Genomic DNA, 15,334 nt, shown 5'->3' with positions numbered 1-15,334 from the left:
CTCTCCGGAAGACTCCATGGAACCGCGCACCGAGAAGGCTCCGGCGCCGTCCTCCCTCCCGCCCGTTCCCGAAAAGGCGGATCTCGGCCAGATCCTGGTCCGGGACGGACTTCTGCGCCCGGAGCAGCTCGAGGACGCCCTCCGCACGCAGCGCGAGATGGTCGGGCGCGAGGGGACGCCGCCCCCGCGGCTGGGCGAGATTCTCGTCCGGAAGGGCTACGTCACGCGCGAGGCGGTGGAGCGCGCGCTCGGGGAGCAGGACAAGAAGATCCTCTTCTGCCCGAGCTGCGAGATTCTGGTCAACGTGGACCGCCGCCCCGACGCCATCGCGTACCAGTGCGGCCGCTGCCAAGGTCCGCTCCGGCCGCCCCCGCCGGGCGACGGCCACAAGTGCGTCGAAAGCTCGATCATCGTCAACAGCTGCCTGCCCGTACCCCCCGAGGTCCAGGAAGCGCTCCGCGAGACCACCCGGCGGTTCGGCAAGTACGTGATCCTCGAACCCCTCGGCCGCGGCGGGATCGCCGAAGTCTCCCGCGCGTGGGACACCTACCTCCACCAGTATGTGGCCCTCAAGCGGATCAAGCCGCAGCCTTCGGAAACCGCTTCCGGCCACCATTCCCGCGTGGCCAGCCTCCTCAACGAGGCGCACAACGCCATCCGCCTGCGCCACCCGAACATCGTCTCGGTCTACGACATCGGCCGCGTCGGCCAGGTCTACTACATCAGCATGGAGTGCCTGGAAGGGCACACCCTGTACGACGAAATCCGCCGCCACCGCGAGCAACGCAAGCAGTCCCTCTGGGACGCCGACCCCGAACGCTGGCTGGGCGTGCTCTACCAGGTGGCCCACGCGGTCCACTACGCCCACACGCGGCCGATCCCCACGTTCCACTGCGACCTCAAGCCGGGCAACATCTTCATCGCCAAGGACGGACGGCCGTACGTCCTGGACTTCGGCCTGGCCCGCCAGCTCGGAAATTTCGCCGACGACGTCGGCATGATCAGCGGCACGCCCTCGTACATGTCCCCCGAGCAGGCCGCGGGGCGGAACGACGAAGTGGACGCCCGCACGGACGTCTACGGACTGGGCGCGGTCCTCTATGAAGTCCTCACCGGGCGTCCTCCGTTCGCCGGGGACATGGGAAAAGTGATCCTCCAGACCCTGCGCGACCGGCCGGTCCCGCCGTCCACCGTGGCCCGCGAGCGGGCCGCCGCCGGCGAGCGGACGCGGTCGATCCCCGCGGACCTCGAGGCGCTCTGCCTGCGATGCCTCGAGAAGGAACGCGAACGCCGCCCCCCGAGCGCGCTGGCCGTGGCGCAGGAGATCGCCTCCATCCTCCAGAAGGCCCGCGCCGTCCTGGACGGGAGCGCCTCCTCCTCCCGGACGCGGGCGGTTTCCCTTCCGCCCCCTCGGTCGCGCCGGGCCGCGCCGGCGGCCGCGGCGCTGGCGGCCGCGGTCCTGACGGGAGCCGCCGCGTGGGTCGCTTTCCGTCCCGCCCCGGAGACGGAACCTCCGGCCGAACGCGCGCTCCGCCGCCTGGCCGAATTCCGCCCCGAGGCCCCCGAGGCGCTCGGCCTGGGCTCCCCCTCCGAACCCGGCCCCGCCCGCCTCGCCCGGCACCGCGACGCCGTCCTCGCCTTCAAGGAACGCCTCTCGGACGCCGTGCGCCGCCTGCGCCCCGTCCTTCCGGAGCTTTCCGTGCGGGGCCGCACCCTGCGCGACGTCCGGATCTTCAAAGCCTATCCGGACCGCGTCGTCTTTCTCGCAGAGGACGAACCCGACGCGGCCGACTGGTCCGACCTGGGCCCCGAGGGCGTGGCCGCCCTGGCGGCCGCCTGCGGCCTGCTCGACCGCGCGGAAGACCGCTGGGGCCTGGCCCTCTACTGCCGCGCGGCCGGACGAGACCCCAAGGCGGCCGAGATCCTCCGGACGCTCGAGGGAACGCCGCTGGCCGAGGAAGCCCGCCGCGAGCTCGAGGAGATCCGCCGCCCATGAACGCCTCCGCCGCGCCCGACCCCGCGCTCCTGGACCGCGTCACGGGACTGGCCAACCGCCGCGCCCTTCTCAGGGACCTTCGCGAACGCGTCCCCGGAGGCCAGGGCGCGCTCGTAATGCTCGACCTGGACGGCTTCCGATCGGCCACCGAGCGCTTCCCCAAGGCGCTCGTGGAGCGTCTGCTCTCCGAAGTCGCCCGGCGGCTCCGCGCGGCCGCCGAACCGGACACCCTCCTCTACCGCTGGGCGGCGGACGCGTTCTGCGCGCTCCTGCCCGGAGCCGACAAGGAGCGCGGCCTGCGCTGCGCCGAAACCCTCCGCGCCGCCGTGCGCTCCGAACCGTTCGCGCTCGGCGCGGACGACCAAGGCGGCCTGCGCGTCGCCCTCACCGCCAGCGCGTCCGCCTCGTCCTATCCCGTGGACGGCCGCTCGCCCACGCTCCTCATCGAGGCGGCGGAACTGGCGCTTTTCGTCGCCAAGCGCCAGGGACGCGACCGCGTCGCCGTCGCCGGACGCCTGGATCCGGCGGTGCTCGCCGAAATCGGCGTCTTCCGCGGCCTGCCCTGTCCGCTGCTGATCGGCCGGGCGCCCGAACAGGCCAAGCTCCGGCAGATGGCCTCGGACGCCCGCCATGTGGGCGCCTCTTGCGCGCTCGTGACCGGCCCCGCGGGCCTGGGCAAGTCGCGGCTCCTGCGGGAGCTGGGAATCTGGGCCCGCTCCGAGCGGTTCGTGGTGCTCTCGACCACCTGCCGGGAACCCCGCGCCGGGTTCCCCTACGCGAGCCTCGCCGAGGCGGTGGACGGCCTCTCCGTCACCGATCCGCGCATCGTGCGCGAGGCGCTCCTGCGGCTGGGTCCCGACCCCCGCAGCGCGCTCGCGGTGGTGCTCCGCGAGTACCCGCTCCCGGACCGGCCCGCGGAGCTCGAGCTGTCCCGCTACGCGCGCCTCCTCTGGGAGGCCTTCCCCGCGCTCCTGGCGGAGCTGGCGCGCGAGGGACCGCTCCTCGTAACCTTCGACGAAGCGGAGCACGCCGACGCGGCCACGTTCGAGGCCCTCCGCCAGGCGGCCGCCCGGGGCGTCCCGTATCTCCTGGCCGCCGCCACGGACCTGGACGCGGAGGCGTTCGCCCGCACGCGGGCGGGGGATTTCTTCCGCGAGCGCGGCCCCTCGGCCGTCACGCTCGCCCTGGGCCCCCTGACCCCCGAGGAAATGGGCCGGATGCTCCAGGCGATCCTGCCGGACGCCGACTTCGCCCCCGACGCCGTGCGGCAGCTCGTCGAGTCCTCGGGCGGCAACCCGCTCTGGCTCGAAGAGACCCTCCGCGCGCTTCTCCTCAAGGGCCGCGTGCGGCTGGCGGACGGCCGATGGAAGATCCCGGCCCTGGGACCCGCCGACCTTCCTCGGGACCTCGACGGGGCGGTGCGCGCCGTGGCGGAAGCGCTTCCGGCCCGCGCCAACACGCTCCTCCTCGGCGCCGCCGTCATCGGGGCGGACGTGGATCCCGATCTCCTCCAGGAGGTCATGGGCCAGGACGACATGGAGATGCTGGACCTCATCGACGAGGCCCGGCGCGCGCGCCTCCTGGTGACGTCGGACACGGAGACGGAACTTCTCTCCTTCCCGGCCTCCTACGCCCGCCGGGCGCGTCTGGAATCCTCGCCGGACGACGAGCGCCGCCATCTCCACGCGCGCGTGGGCGTGGCTCAGGAGGCCCGCCACGGGGGCGACGTCGCCCATCTGGCCGACGAGCTGGCCTATCACTACGGGCGCGCCGGCCGGGAGGACCGGGCCCGGCACTTCGACGCCGTGGCGCGCCGCCGCGCGGAGATCCTCAGGCCCCCGCGGCGGGAGGGCGCGCGCCGCGCGCGGCTGGAGCCCTGCAAGGAGCCGCTCTCCCCGGCGGCCCTCGAGCACGCGCTGGCCGCCCTGCGGCACTTCGCCGGAGCGCTCAAGGTCGGGCGGCTCTATCCGCAGTGGAGCCAGGTGAGCGCGGGATTCGTCGCCCAGCTCCGGGACGAACTCCGGGCGCTCCTGGCGGCCGCGCCGGGCTTCACCTTTTCCGCCGGCTCCGCCGGCCCCGCGATCAACGGCCGGCCCTCGGATGCCGCGGTCGCCGCCGATTTCGCCGCGCTCCTCGACGAACGCCTCGTGGAGTCCCTGACGCTCCTGCCCTCCTTCGACGTCGGACGCATCGAGACCCTCCTCAAGGCGTTCACCGAGCCCTTCGACCGGGTGCGCGCGGAGGCCGACCACTGGGACCGCTTCCTCGACCGCGAGGGGCTCGAGGGCATCGACCTCGTCCAGAAGGCCTACCAGGTCCGCGAGCGCGACGCGCGCGCCGCCGCGCGGGCGGCCGAGGGGCCGATTCCGCCCGAGCATCTTCCGGCGCTCCGGGACGCCCTGCGCCTCTTCAAGGCCGCCGTGGACGCCCTCAAGCTCTACCCGCCGGGGCATTCGCTCGTCGAGGAGACGGCCCGGGAGGCCTCCCGGGCGCTCACGGAGCTCTGCGCGCGCGTCCCGGCGGTCGTTCTCGGAACGGCGGAGGGGGAGCTCGTCGTCAACGGCCGGCCGGGCGACCGCAAGTTCTACGGCGAGGCGGGCGCCTTCCTCGTGAAGGAGATCGACGAACGCGCCCTCAAGAGCATAACGCTCGCCTCGGGGCTCACGGAGGACGAGGTGCGCGCCCTGGTGAGTTTCCTTTCGATGCCGCCCGGAACGCCGGCCGCCGGCCTCCTGCAGCAGTTCGTCCACGTGGAGTTCGGCTCCCGCGAGTACGCGCGCGCCGAGGAGGGCCGGACGGTCGTCGCCGTGGCCCCGCCGCCCAGGCCCATCCGTTCCGAAATCCGCGCGCGGGAGCTTCTGGCCCGGCCGTATGCCGAGTTCCTCTCCGGGGAGCTCGAGCAGCAGTTCCCCGCGCTCGTCGAGACGCTCGCGTACGGAGCGCTCCGGCCGCTCGCGGAGCAGCTCGTGGACCGCCTGGGGGCGCATTTCGCCGACCCGAGCGGTCGCCACCGCCGCCGCGCGTTCGATCTTCTGGGCCGGTCGCTCGCCTTCGCTTCGCCGGGAACGCGCCGGCTGGAGGTCGAGCGCTCCGCTCCTCCGCTCCGGCAGCGGCTCTGGGAGGACAAGACGCCTGAGCTTTTCCGCACGGCGACGGACATCCTCCCGCTGTGGATCCCGGCCGCCGCCACGGTGGGGTGCCTGCGGGAACTGGCGGAGATCGCCGGCTCCGTGCTTCGCAAGCGCGCCGCGGCCGCGGACACCCCCCAGGAAATCGCCATCGCGTGCGAATCGATCCTCCAGGACATCCCGAAGACCGCGGCCTACCCGGTGCTTCTGGCCTCGCTCCGCAAGCCGCGGCCCGAGGAGCGCCTGACCGCGGCGAACATTCTCCTGTCGATCGGCGGCGAGGCGGTGCGGCGGCTCCTGGAGGCGTTCCTGGACGAGCCGGACCCGGCGGCGCGCAAGGCGATGGCCACGGCCCTGGGGTTCGCGGCGGCCGAGGTGGCCGGGGAGCTCGCGCAGGTCCTGGGCCCCGAGACGCCGCCGGACCGCGTCGCCCGGCTCCTCGAGGTGATCGATCCGCTTCTCGGACCGGCGCTCGCGGGTCACCTGGCCGAGCTGGCGGAGAAAGGCCCCCCCGAGGTCCGCCGGATGATTCTCGAGGCGGCGGAGCGGTGGCCGGCGCCGCTGGCGGCTCCGGTGGTGCGGCAGCTCCTGGGGAGCGCCGACGAGGGGCGCCGCGTGCGGGGGCTCGAGCTGGCGGCCCGGCTGAAGATCCCGCAGCTCGGCGCCGAAGTGGGCAAGCTCATGGAGGCCACGGAGGACGAGCGCCTCCTGCAGCTTTGCTGCGCCTACTTCGAGGCGGCGCCCAACCCGGCGTCGGTGCCTCTGCTTTCGCGGATCGTCGAGCGCCGCCCGCGCTTCCTGGGGCTCGTCAAGGGCTATTCCGCCGAGACGCGCCGGGCCGCGCTGGCCGCGCTGGCGCGGCAGGGAACCCGTCAGGCGGAGGAGGCGCTGCTCGCCGCCGCCGCGCGCGACCGCGAAATGCGCGAGCTCGCCGAGGCGCTGGCCGCCGAGGCGAAGGCCGCCGCCGCGCCGACCGCGCGGAAACCCTTCTGACCGGCGGCGTCCCGCCCCCCCCCGGACCGCGCGCGCTCCGGAGCGCTTCCAGAATTTCTTCCGGCGCCGGCCGCGTCCGCACATCCGGAGCGGGACGGATCCAGCGCACGACCCGGTCGGGCCCCAGCAGCAGAAGCGCCGGCCGCGGCGCATCCCGTCCCAGAAAGCCTCCCGGGTGAAGAAGCCCGTACCGCCGCGTCACCTCGAGGGAGACGTCCGAGAGCACCGGAAACGGAAGTCCGAGCGCGCGGGCGTCCTCCGGGCGCTGCGGCCCCACGGCGACCACGGTCACCCGCGAGTTCCGGAAGTCCTCCAGGCGGGCGGCCAGGGCCGAAAGCTCGGCCCGACAGACCGGTCAGCCCGGGCCGCGGAAGAAAACCAGAAGGACGCGCCCTCCGCGCGCGAGTTCCCCGAGCGACACCGGGCGCCCCTCGGCGTCCGGAAGCGTGAAGTCCGGCGCCCGCGACCCGACCGACACCGCCGGCGGATCCTGAGGCACGCGGAACGCCCAGAGTCGAAGCGCGGGATACCCGAGCAGCCCCGCCAGAAAGACGGCCCAGGCCCAGAACCGGATCGCGCCCGCCCCGCGCCGCCCGATTCCCAGGAACGCCGCGGGGACCGCGAACAGGGCCATCGTCCACCAGCCGTTCCGGAAGGCGGGGACCCCGAGAAGCGCCAGATCCGCGATCCCCACCCCGAAGGTCGCCAGGATCGCCAGGACGTAGGGCGCCTTCCTCACGGACCCACCCGCGTGAACGTGAAGAAGTCGATGTCTCCGATGCTGCCCGAAGCGCCCGGCCGGTCCAGGACCACCCTCATCGCCCAGCGGCCCGCCTCCAGGCGGAGGCCTTCGCGGGAAAGAGGCTTGAGGTATTGCCATCCTCCGGTGTCGGGAATCTCGATCGGCCCGGTGCGGTCCACGCCGCCGAACTCGATCCGGAACGTCCCGCCCGGGCCCTTGCAGGCCACGCTCGTATCCAGCCGATAGAGGCCGGATTCCCGGACCTCCACCGTGTAGACGAGCCACTCGCCCGGCCGGGTCCATCCCAGGTTGTAGCCCCCGCGCGCCTCGGGACGCCATTCGAGGTCCACTCCCGACTCGCGGTACGGGGCGCCGCGGGTCTCGAGGTTGCGCGCCTCGGCGTCGTGGTAGGCCACGCCTTCCCCGCCCTCGTCGAAATCTTCCGCCTCGATCATGCCGGGGATCCCGTGGATCTTGCCCCGGAACGGACGCGAAGGCCCGGGCCAGGACTCGGCGGACGCGCAGGCGGCCAGGACGAACGCCAGCGCCGCCGCGGCGGCGGGATATCGCATGACGGGACCTCCTTCCCTACGTGGGGCGCGCCGCGAGATTTTCGAAGCGGGTGAAGTCCTTAAGGAACGCCAGCTCCACGGTGTCGGTCGGGCCGGTGCGGTTCTTGGCCAGGATCACCTCCGCCACGCCCTTCTTTTCGGTGTCGGGGTTGTAGTACTCCTCGCGATAGAGGAGCATCACGGCGTCGGCGTCCTGCTCGATGGCGCCCGACTCGCGCAGGTCGGAGAGCATGGGCTTGCGGTCCTCGCGTCCCTCGGGCGCGCGGTTGAGCTGGGCCAGGGCGATCACCGGCACGTTGAGCTCCTTGGCCATGGCCTTGAGGTTGGAGGAGATCATGGCGATCTCGAGCTGGCGGGACTCCGGGGCGCGGTTCCCCTGGCGGGCGTGCATCTTCTGCAGGTAATCGACGACGACGAGGTCGAGTCCTTCCTTGGCCTTCATGCGCCGCGCGCGGGTGCGCACCTCGAGGGCGGAGAGGTCGGCCGAGTCGTCGATGAAGATGCGGGCCTCGCTCAGGGTCCCGGCGGCCAGGGTCAGCCGGTAGTAATCCTCCTCGGAGATCTTTCCCGTGCGCAGGAGGTGGGAAGGGACGCGGGTATGGGAGCAGAGCATCTGCTGGGCGATCTGCTCGGCGGCCATTTCGAGGGAGAAGAACAGGACCCGTTTCTGCTCCTTGAGGGCGACGTTCTCGATGATGCTCATCGCCAGGCTGGTCTTCCCCATGGAGGGACGGCCGGCGATGATGTAGAGCTGGCCCGCCTGAAGACCCGACAGAAGGTCGTCCAGTTCGTAGAAGCCCGTGGGCATCCCGAGGAGACGGCCTTTGCGGTCGTGAAAGTCCTGAATCTTCTGGAAGGTCTCGTGGAGGATGTCGGTCATGGTGCGCACGGTGCCCTTCTCGCCGCGGGCCAGGGCCTGGAAGAGCGCGCGCTCGGCTTCCTCGCGGACGGCCTCGACGTCCTCGGTGACCTGGGTGGCCTGGTGGACGATGCGGTTGCAGGTCTCGATGATGTTGCGCAGGACGAATTTCTCGTAGACGGTGCGGGCGTATTCGGGGGCGTGGGCGGAGTCGGGGAGGTTTCCGACCAGGGAGGCCAGGTATTCCGCGCCGCCGACGGACTCCAGGCGCCGGTCGCGGGCCAGCTCGTCCCGCAGGACCACGAGGTCGATCGGCTTGCGGTCCAGGTGCAGCCGCAGGATCGCCTCGAAGATCGTCTGATGGGCGGGAAAGGCGAACATCTCCCGCTGGTTGACGAGCTCGACGACGTCGCCGATGATCTCGTTGTCGTAGATCATCGCCCCGAGGAGGGCCATTTCGGCCTCCCGGCTCTGGGGCAGCGGGGCGGCCCGGAGGACGTCGGCGGGCGGCACCGGGTTGCGGGCGGCGGTCGTCATGGCTCCCCTCCCTCGGAACGGGCCGGCCCGCCCCGGCGCGGGCGAAGGCGGGCGGCCCGGCGCTTCCCTGGAGACTATATACCCTACGGCGCGGGCGGCGCGGCGTCCTCGGCCTTCTTCTCGCCGGGCTGGACGGCCCGGGTGGAGAGGACCCACACCTTGAGGGCGGGCCGCACGTCGCGGTGAAGGTGGATCGTGACCTCGTACGTCCCGGCCTGCTTGATGGGTTCGGGGATCTCGATCGCCTTGGCCTCGACCTTGAGGCCCTGGGCGCGGAGGGCGTCGGCGATCATGGTCGGGGTCACGCTCCCGTAGAGCTGGCCCTGTTCGTTGGTATTGACCTCGATCGAGACCGAAGGGAGGGCGGCCAGCTTCTCGGCGACGGCTTTCGCGTCGCTGATGAGCGCGGCCTCGCGCTTGGCGGCGCGGCGCTTCTCGAGCTCCAGCTCCCGGTAGGCGGCGGGCGTGGGGATCCCCGCCAGCCGCCGGGGAAGCAGGTAGTTGCGCGCGTAGCCGTCGCGGACCTCCACGATCTCGCCGCGCTTTCCCAGTTTCTCGACGTCCTGCCAGAGCAGCACTTTCATAGGACCCTCGCGGTTACAGGCTGCCGGTTCCCACGTACGGAAGCATGGCCATGAAGCGGGCGCGCTTGACGGCGGCCTGCGCGCTGCGCTGATGATACGCGCAGTTGCCGGAGCGCTTGCGGGAATAGAGCTTCCCCTGCCCGGTGCACAGCTTGAACAGGACCTGGAGGTCCTTGTAGTCCACCTCTCCGACCTGGTCGCGGCAGAAGCGGCACCGGTTGTCCTTGCGGAACTTGGTGTACTTCTTGCGCCGGTCGTCCCGCTCATCGCGGTCGCGTTCGACTCGAGGCATGGCTGACGTTCTCCTTCCTCAAACCTTCGCTCAAAACGGCATTTCCGCATCGGGCTCCGGGGGAGCCTCCTCGGCGGCCGCGGGGGCGGACCCCGGCGCGGCCCCGGGCCGGGCCTCGCCGGCGGGGCGCCCGCCCAGGAAGGTCACGGCCTCCGCGGTGACCCGGAGCTTGCTCATCTTCTTGCCTTCCGGGGACTCCCAGCGGTCCTGGGTGAGCCGCCCTTCGACGAACACCTGCCGCCCCTTCTTGAGATACTCGGCGCACAGCTCCGCCGTGCGGGCCCAGGCGACGACGTCCACGAACGACACTTCCTCCACGCGCTGGCCCGTCTGCTTGCTCGTGTACGCCCGATTGAGCGCCAGCGAGAACTCGCACACCGCCGCGCCCTGCGGGGTGTAGCGGAGCTCCGGGTCGCGCGTCAGGTTCCCGAGCAAGAGCACCTTGTTCACGCTGGCCATGGGCGAACCTCCTTACGGGTTACGACGGACGGCCCTCGAACGCCGGACGCGGGGGCCCCGGCGGGCGGCCGCCCAGATCCGTCTTGGGCGGCAGCGGACCGGCCGTCTCGAAATCCTTGGGCGGCTCCTTGCGCAGCTCCCCCTCGTGCTGCAGGATCAGGCTCCGGAGGACCACTTCCGAAAGCTGCAGGTCCGCCCGGATCTTGGCCACCGCCTTGGGGGGCGCCGCCAGGTACGCCAGGACGTAGGCGCCCCGGTTCACCTTGCGGACGGGATAGGCGAGCTTGCGCTCCCCCCACTTGGTGATCTGGAGCACGGCGGCCCCGTTGCGCTTGGCCACGCGTTCGACTTCCTCGACCACGCGGTTCCACTCCCGGCTGGCCACGGTGGGCTCCACCAGAAGCATTCCCTCGTACGTTCTCACGCTCACCGGTCGGATCCTCCTTTCGCCGCACCCCCCGGCGCCTCGGCGGCGGGGGGACCCCGGCGGTTGAACTTCGTCATCGACGCTTCCAGGCCTTCCTCGGCCCAGCACCGGACCGCGTCGCAGGCGGCCGCCACGGCCTCCTCGATCACGGGCCGCTCCTCGCGGGCGAATTTCCCGAGCACCCAGTCGGGGTCCGGCCTCCCTCCGCCCACGCCGATCCTCAGCCGCGCGTAGGCGTCGTGCCCGAGCGCCGCCTCGATCGAGCGCAGGCCGTTGTGGCCCCCGCTGGAGCCCTTGGGCCGGATCCGCAGGGCCCCCAGCGGCAGGTTCACGTCGTCGCACACGACGAGAAGGTCGTCGCCGTACCGCTTCAGGATCTCCGGGATCGCCCGCCCTGTTTCGTTCACGTACGTCCACGTCTTCACGAGCGTCGCCTCGCGCCGGCCCAGCCGCCCCTCGGCGGCCCAGAACTCGAAGCCGGCTTTGCGGAACCGGGCGCCGATCCGCTCCGCCAGCCGGTCGACCACCTTCCAGCCCACGTTGTGGCGCGTCTCGGCGTACTTCTCGCCGGGATTGCCGATCCCGAGCACGACTTTCATGAGCCCGGCCGCTACTTCTTCTCCTCCTTCTTGGGAGCTTCCTTCTTCGGAGCCTCCTCGGCGCCCTCCTCGGGCTTCTCCTTCTTGATGACCTCGGGCTCCGTGGGCCCGGGCGCCGCCGCGGCCGCCGCCGGCGCCTCCTCGACCTTGTGCTCCGTGACCACGGCCACGGTCAGATCCGGCTCGTTGAGGATCTTGACCCCCGCCGGAGGCTTCAGATCCTTGACCGTCAGGTTGACGTCCTTCTTGAGCCCCGTCACGTCCGCCTCGACCGCCTCCGGAATCGCGTCCGGGAGGCACTGAATGCGCAGGGTCTTGACGTACTGATCGAGGACGCCGCCCTCCTCCGTCACCCCCACGGGCTTGCCCTTGAGCACGAGGGGCACCTCGAGCGTCAGAAGCTCGTCCATGGCCACCTTGGCGAAGTCCACGTGGATCATGTGCTCGTCCAGGTGGTCGTACTGCACCTCCTTGATGAACACCTTGTCCTGTCCGGCGGGGTGGCGCAGGGTCACGATGCGGGCGTGCCGCTTGACCACGCGCTCGAACTCCCGCGCGTCCACGAGCAGGTGAAGCGGCGCCTCGCCCTTCCGGGCCAGGACCGCGGGAATCTTGCCCGCCTTGCGGTAGCGGCGCGCCACGCGCGTGCCCAGCCGGTCGCGCTTCTCGGCGTCGATCATGAAGGATTCGGCCATGGCCTTCTTCTCCTCTACAGGAACAGGCTGCTGACGGATTCCGAATGATGGATCCGGCGGATCGCCTCCCCGAGGAGGTTGGCGATCGACAGAATCCGGAGGTTCCCGAGCTGCTTTTCCTTTCCGTCCAGGGGGATCGTGTCGGTGACGACGACCTCCTTGAGCGGCGCGCGGGCGAGTTTCTCGACCGCGCTGGCCGCCAGGACGGCGTGAGTGGCGCAGATGTAGATGTCGCGGGCGCCGTGCTGCCGGCAGGCCCGGGCGGCTTCGGTGATCGAGGTGCCCGTGGAAATCATGTCGTCCACGAGAACGACGTTCCGCTTCTGGACGTCGCCGATGACGTGCATGACCTCGGTTTCCGTGGGACCGCTGCGGCGCTTGTCGCAGATGGCCAGTCCCGCCCCCAGGCGCTTGGCGTACGCGCGGGCCATCTTGATGCCGCCCACGTCCGGGGAAACCACCGTGACGTCCTTGAGATCGAGACGCCGGAAGTATTCGATGAGGACGGGCGCGGCGTACAGGTGGTCGGTGGGGATGTCGAAAAAGCCCTGGATCTGGGGGGCGTGGAGGTCCACCGAGAGGACGCGGCTGGCGCCGGCGGCGGTGATGAGGTTGGCGACGAGCTTGGCGCTGATGGGGACGCGTCCTTCGGCCTTGCGGTCCTGCCGGGCGTAGCCGAAATAGGGCACCACCGCCGTGATCCGCTCGGCGCTCGCCCGCCGCAGGCAGTCGATGAGGATCAGGAGCTCCATCAGGTTTTCGTTGACGGGCGGGCAGGTGGGCTGGACCACGTAGACGTCGGCGCCGCGGACGTCCTCGAGAATCTTGAGATCGATTTCCCCGTCGGGGAACCGGCCGATGTCGGCGCGGCCCAGGGGAAGCCCCAGGTAGTCGCAGACCCGTTTGGCGAGCGCCGGGTTGGCGTTTCCCGAGAAGACGGCCAGCGAATTCTTCATGAGGACGCCTTCTTCCCCGCCTCGGGCGGCGCCTTGGGACGAAGCGGCCGCGCCGGAACCCCCACGACGACGGCGCCCGGAGGCACCTCGCCCTTGGCGACGACGGCCCCGGCGCCCGTCTTGGCGCCCTTCCCCACCCGGACGGGCGCCACGAGCACCGTGTGGGAACCCGTCTGGACGCCGTCCTCGATGATCGTGGGGTGCTTCGAGACGCCGTCGTAGTTGGCGGTGATCGTGCCGGCGCCGATGTTGACGTGGGCCCCCAAAACGGCGTCCCCGAGGTACGTGAGGTGCTTGGCCTTGGAGTGCGGCCCCACGCGGGATTTCTTCACCTCGACGAAATTTCCGATCTCCGCGCCGTCCTCCAGGACGGTTCCCGGCCGCAGGTGGGAGAACGGGCCCACCTCGCAGCCCCGGCCGATCGACACGCCGCGGCGGATGACCGTGAAGGGGTGGATCACGGTGTCCGCGCCGATCGTCACGTCGTCCTCGATGAAGGTCGTGGAGGGATCGACGACGGTGACGCCGCCGTCCATGTGATGCTCGAGGATTTTCCAGCGCAGGAAATTCGTGACGGCGACGAGGTCGCGGCGGGTGTTGATGCCGTAGATCTCGGCGGGGTTCTGGGAGCGGCAGGCGTCCACGGGGCGGCCGCGGGAGGCCAGGACCGCCAGCGCGTCGGTAAGGTAGATTTCGCCCTTGGCGTTGTCGGGGCGGACCTCGCGGAGGGCCTCGAAGATCGCGGGGGCGCGCAGGACGTAGGCTCCGGAGTTGCATTCGGGGATGTTTTTCTGCTCGGGGGCGGCGTCGGCCTCTTCGACGAAGCGGAGGAACCGTCCGGTGGCGCGGTCGCGCAGAACGCGGCCGTAGCCGGTGGGGTCGTCGAGGCAGGCGGAGAGGAAGGTGGCGTCGCGGCCGGCGCGGCGGTGCTCGTCGAGCATCCGCCGCAGGGTATTGGGTCCGATGAGGGGCGCGTCGCCGGCCAGGACGAAAAGATCGCCGGAGAATCCGGCCAGCGCCGGCTCGGCCGAAAGGAGCGCGTGGCCGGTCCCTTTCTGTTCTTTTTGTTCGACGCAGCGGCAGCCGGGCGCGGCGGCCCGGACGCGGTCGGCCTGGTGGCCGACGACGAGAACGATATCTTCGACGCCCGCCGCCCGCAGGTGGCGAAGAACGTAGTCCAGGACCGGCCGGCCGAGGACCTCGTGAAGGACCTTGGCGCGTTCGGACTTCATCCGGACGCCTTTGCCGGCGGCCAGGACGACGGCCTTGACGTTCTCGAGCGACACGACGAGCCTCGTTCGGGAGCTCTCGCCAAACTCTCGGTTCCCGCCGCGGTAATCGGCCGCCGCGCAAACGGCACGGCGCCCGCGCATGCGGGGTCATACGACCGGAGGCGTGGGGAGTCTAGCGGACCCCCCGGGGCCAAGTCAAGGCAAAAGGCGAGCAAAACCGATGCGGAGCCCCGCCGGGCCGGAATAGGGGCACGACCTGGACAACCCCATGCCCCCACGGGGCACGAGCCCGGCGGAGAGCCGCGCGCGCCGTCCGCCCGTTGTGCCCCCGTTCGGTCCGCCACAACCCCGGTCGCACTCGAGACCTTTCCCGGACCGCGCGCGCCCCCGCGTCGAAACGATTTCCCCTTACCCGAACCCGCGCCGGACCGCCTCCCCCAGGCGCGCCAGGGCGCGCCGAACGTCGGCCGGCCCGAAAGGCTTGGCCAGGCAGACCGTCGGCCCGCTCATCGCCGAAGCCGCCCGGATCACCCCGTCCCAGAGCGTCCCGGAAATAAGCATGACCGGCACCCGCGATCCCCATGCCCGCACTTCCCGCAGGACCTCCAGTCCCGTCAGGCGCGGCATGAGAACGTCCAGGATCAGAAGCTCATGCGCCCCCGAGCGAGCCGCCTCAAGCGCCGAAACGCCGTCTTCGCACCAATCCACTTCCCATCCGTCGCCCGACAGCATCGCCGCCAAGTACGTCCGGATCGAGGCGTCGTCGTCCGCCACGAGAACCCGGCGGGCCGCCCGCCCCGCGGACGCGTCTATCCTTTCCGCTTCCTTCCCTCCCACAGACCCCGCAGCGCCTCCCTCATGCGCCGCTCCACGTCTTCCAGGAGACATGCCACCCCTCCCAAGACGCGCGGATCGAGCCGCTCCCCCGCGCATCCGAGAAGCTCCGCCAGCGCCCGCAGGCGGTCCAGCTCCACCACGAGGCCGTCGTAAAAATCCAGCACGTCCGGAACCGGTCGCGCCTCGGACGTCTTCCGGACCTTGCCGCGCTTCGCCCGCGTAGCCGCGTTCACGCTGAATGATACTCCCTGAAAGGAGTATATACAACGAGAATACTCTTCATAATGGACTGATCAGGGACATCGTTACCACCCCCTCGGGGAGCACCTGATCGCTCTTTCGTACCTGGATTGCCGGGTCATGCGGCGTCTGGTTCGCCTGGCCCACCTCTACCACGAGGCGATCGGTCCCCGGCGCAGCCCTTGG

General features: G+C 71.3%; 15 protein-coding genes. 2 read left to right on the top strand and 13 right to left on the bottom strand.

The annotated features are described in order from the left end of the window. Positions 1–16: 16 nt before the first annotated feature. A complete protein-coding gene (locus tag VNO22_02325) occupies positions 17–1,996 on the top strand; it encodes a protein kinase (protein ID HXG60187.1) in 1,980 nt (659 codons plus the stop codon). Continuing rightward, positions 1,993–6,117 carry a diguanylate cyclase gene (locus VNO22_02320; protein HXG60186.1) on the top strand — a complete coding sequence of 1,375 codons (4,125 nt, stop codon included), beginning with the start codon at positions 1,993–1,995 and terminating at the stop codon, positions 6,115–6,117. Before VNO22_02325 ends, VNO22_02320 begins: the two co-directional genes overlap by 4 nt. Positions 6,118–6,472: 355 nt before the next feature. Here VNO22_02320 and VNO22_02315 read toward each other — a convergent pair whose 3' ends face one another. From VNO22_02315 to VNO22_02255, 13 genes are all read right to left on the bottom strand, one after another. Further along, positions 6,473–6,856 (bottom strand): hypothetical protein, encoded by a 384-nt coding sequence (locus VNO22_02315; protein HXG60185.1) that lies wholly within the window; start codon positions 6,854–6,856, stop codon positions 6,473–6,475. Next, positions 6,853–7,431 carry a carbohydrate-binding protein gene (locus VNO22_02310; GenBank protein ID HXG60184.1) on the bottom strand — a complete coding sequence of 193 codons (579 nt, stop codon included), beginning with the start codon at positions 7,429–7,431 and terminating at the stop codon, positions 6,853–6,855. The genes VNO22_02315 and VNO22_02310 overlap by 4 nt, the downstream gene beginning before the upstream one ends. 16 nt (positions 7,432–7,447) lie before the next feature. Beyond that, the gene (gene dnaB / locus VNO22_02305) at positions 7,448–8,827 is read right to left on the bottom strand and encodes a replicative DNA helicase (GenBank protein ID HXG60183.1); all 1,380 of its coding nucleotides are present in this window, start codon (positions 8,825–8,827) and stop codon (positions 7,448–7,450) included. Between the two features lie 83 nt (positions 8,828–8,910). Then, a complete protein-coding gene (gene rplI, locus VNO22_02300) occupies positions 8,911–9,411 on the bottom strand; it encodes a 50S ribosomal protein L9 (protein HXG60182.1) in 501 nt (166 codons plus the stop codon). Positions 9,412–9,424: 13 nt separating this feature from the next. Next, positions 9,425–9,703 carry a 30S ribosomal protein S18 gene (rpsR, locus tag VNO22_02295; GenBank protein HXG60181.1) on the bottom strand — a complete coding sequence of 93 codons (279 nt, stop codon included), beginning with the start codon at positions 9,701–9,703 and terminating at the stop codon, positions 9,425–9,427. Positions 9,704–9,733: 30 nt separating this feature from the next. Further along, on the bottom strand, positions 9,734–10,162 hold the full coding sequence (ssb, locus tag VNO22_02290) for a single-stranded DNA-binding protein (GenBank protein ID HXG60180.1): 429 nt from the start codon (positions 10,160–10,162) through the stop codon (positions 9,734–9,736). A gap of 19 nt (positions 10,163–10,181) precedes the next feature. Further along, entirely contained in the window at positions 10,182–10,592 is a 411-nt protein-coding gene (gene rpsF / locus VNO22_02285; GenBank protein ID HXG60179.1) for a 30S ribosomal protein S6, read from the bottom strand. Further along, positions 10,589–11,188: an aminoacyl-tRNA hydrolase gene (gene pth, locus VNO22_02280; protein ID HXG60178.1), complete on the bottom strand. Its 600-nt coding sequence runs from the start codon at positions 11,186–11,188 to the stop codon at positions 10,589–10,591. Before pth ends, rpsF begins: the two co-directional genes overlap by 4 nt. Before the next feature lie 11 nt (positions 11,189–11,199). After that, positions 11,200–11,883 carry a 50S ribosomal protein L25 gene (locus VNO22_02275; protein ID HXG60177.1) on the bottom strand — a complete coding sequence of 228 codons (684 nt, stop codon included), beginning with the start codon at positions 11,881–11,883 and terminating at the stop codon, positions 11,200–11,202. Positions 11,884–11,897: 14 nt separating this feature from the next. Beyond that, positions 11,898–12,839 carry a ribose-phosphate pyrophosphokinase gene (locus tag VNO22_02270; protein ID HXG60176.1) on the bottom strand — a complete coding sequence of 314 codons (942 nt, stop codon included), beginning with the start codon at positions 12,837–12,839 and terminating at the stop codon, positions 11,898–11,900. Further along, on the bottom strand, positions 12,836–14,125 hold the full coding sequence (locus VNO22_02265; protein HXG60175.1) for an NTP transferase domain-containing protein: 1,290 nt from the start codon (positions 14,123–14,125) through the stop codon (positions 12,836–12,838). The genes VNO22_02270 and VNO22_02265 overlap by 4 nt, the downstream gene beginning before the upstream one ends. Positions 14,126–14,479: 354 nt before the next feature. After that, complete coding sequence (locus VNO22_02260) at positions 14,480–14,845, bottom strand: response regulator (GenBank protein HXG60174.1); 366 nt, start codon at positions 14,843–14,845, stop codon at positions 14,480–14,482. Positions 14,846–14,880: 35 nt separating this feature from the next. Further along, positions 14,881–15,141, bottom strand: coding sequence for a hypothetical protein (locus VNO22_02255; GenBank protein ID HXG60173.1), 261 nt, complete (start codon positions 15,139–15,141; stop codon positions 14,881–14,883). Between the last annotated feature and the right edge of the window lie 193 nt (positions 15,142–15,334).

The sequence above is a fragment of the Planctomycetota bacterium genome (genome assembly GCA_035574235.1).
Classification (GTDB): domain Bacteria; phylum Planctomycetota; class MHYJ01; order MHYJ01; family JACPRB01; genus DATLZA01.
This window is presented reverse-complemented; position numbering and strand designations above follow the sequence as displayed.

Coding starts and splice junctions, on each gene's coding strand:
- VNO22_02325 (HXG60187.1), top strand. CDS start 17: ATGGAACCGCGCACCGAGAAGGCTCCGGCGCCGTCCTCCCTCCCGCCC.
- VNO22_02320 (HXG60186.1), top strand. CDS start 1,993: ATGAACGCCTCCGCCGCGCCCGACCCCGCGCTCCTGGACCGCGTCACG.
- VNO22_02310 (HXG60184.1), bottom strand. CDS start 7,431: ATGCGATATCCCGCCGCCGCGGCGGCGCTGGCGTTCGTCCTGGCCGCC.
- dnaB (HXG60183.1), bottom strand. CDS start 8,827: ATGACGACCGCCGCCCGCAACCCGGTGCCGCCCGCCGACGTCCTCCGG.
- rplI (HXG60182.1), bottom strand. CDS start 9,411: ATGAAAGTGCTGCTCTGGCAGGACGTCGAGAAACTGGGAAAGCGCGGC.
- rpsR (HXG60181.1), bottom strand. CDS start 9,703: ATGCCTCGAGTCGAACGCGACCGCGATGAGCGGGACGACCGGCGCAAG.
- ssb (HXG60180.1), bottom strand. CDS start 10,162: ATGGCCAGCGTGAACAAGGTGCTCTTGCTCGGGAACCTGACGCGCGAC.
- pth (HXG60178.1), bottom strand. CDS start 11,188: ATGAAAGTCGTGCTCGGGATCGGCAATCCCGGCGAGAAGTACGCCGAG.
- VNO22_02275 (HXG60177.1), bottom strand. CDS start 11,883: ATGGCCGAATCCTTCATGATCGACGCCGAGAAGCGCGACCGGCTGGGC.
- VNO22_02270 (HXG60176.1), bottom strand. CDS start 12,839: ATGAAGAATTCGCTGGCCGTCTTCTCGGGAAACGCCAACCCGGCGCTC.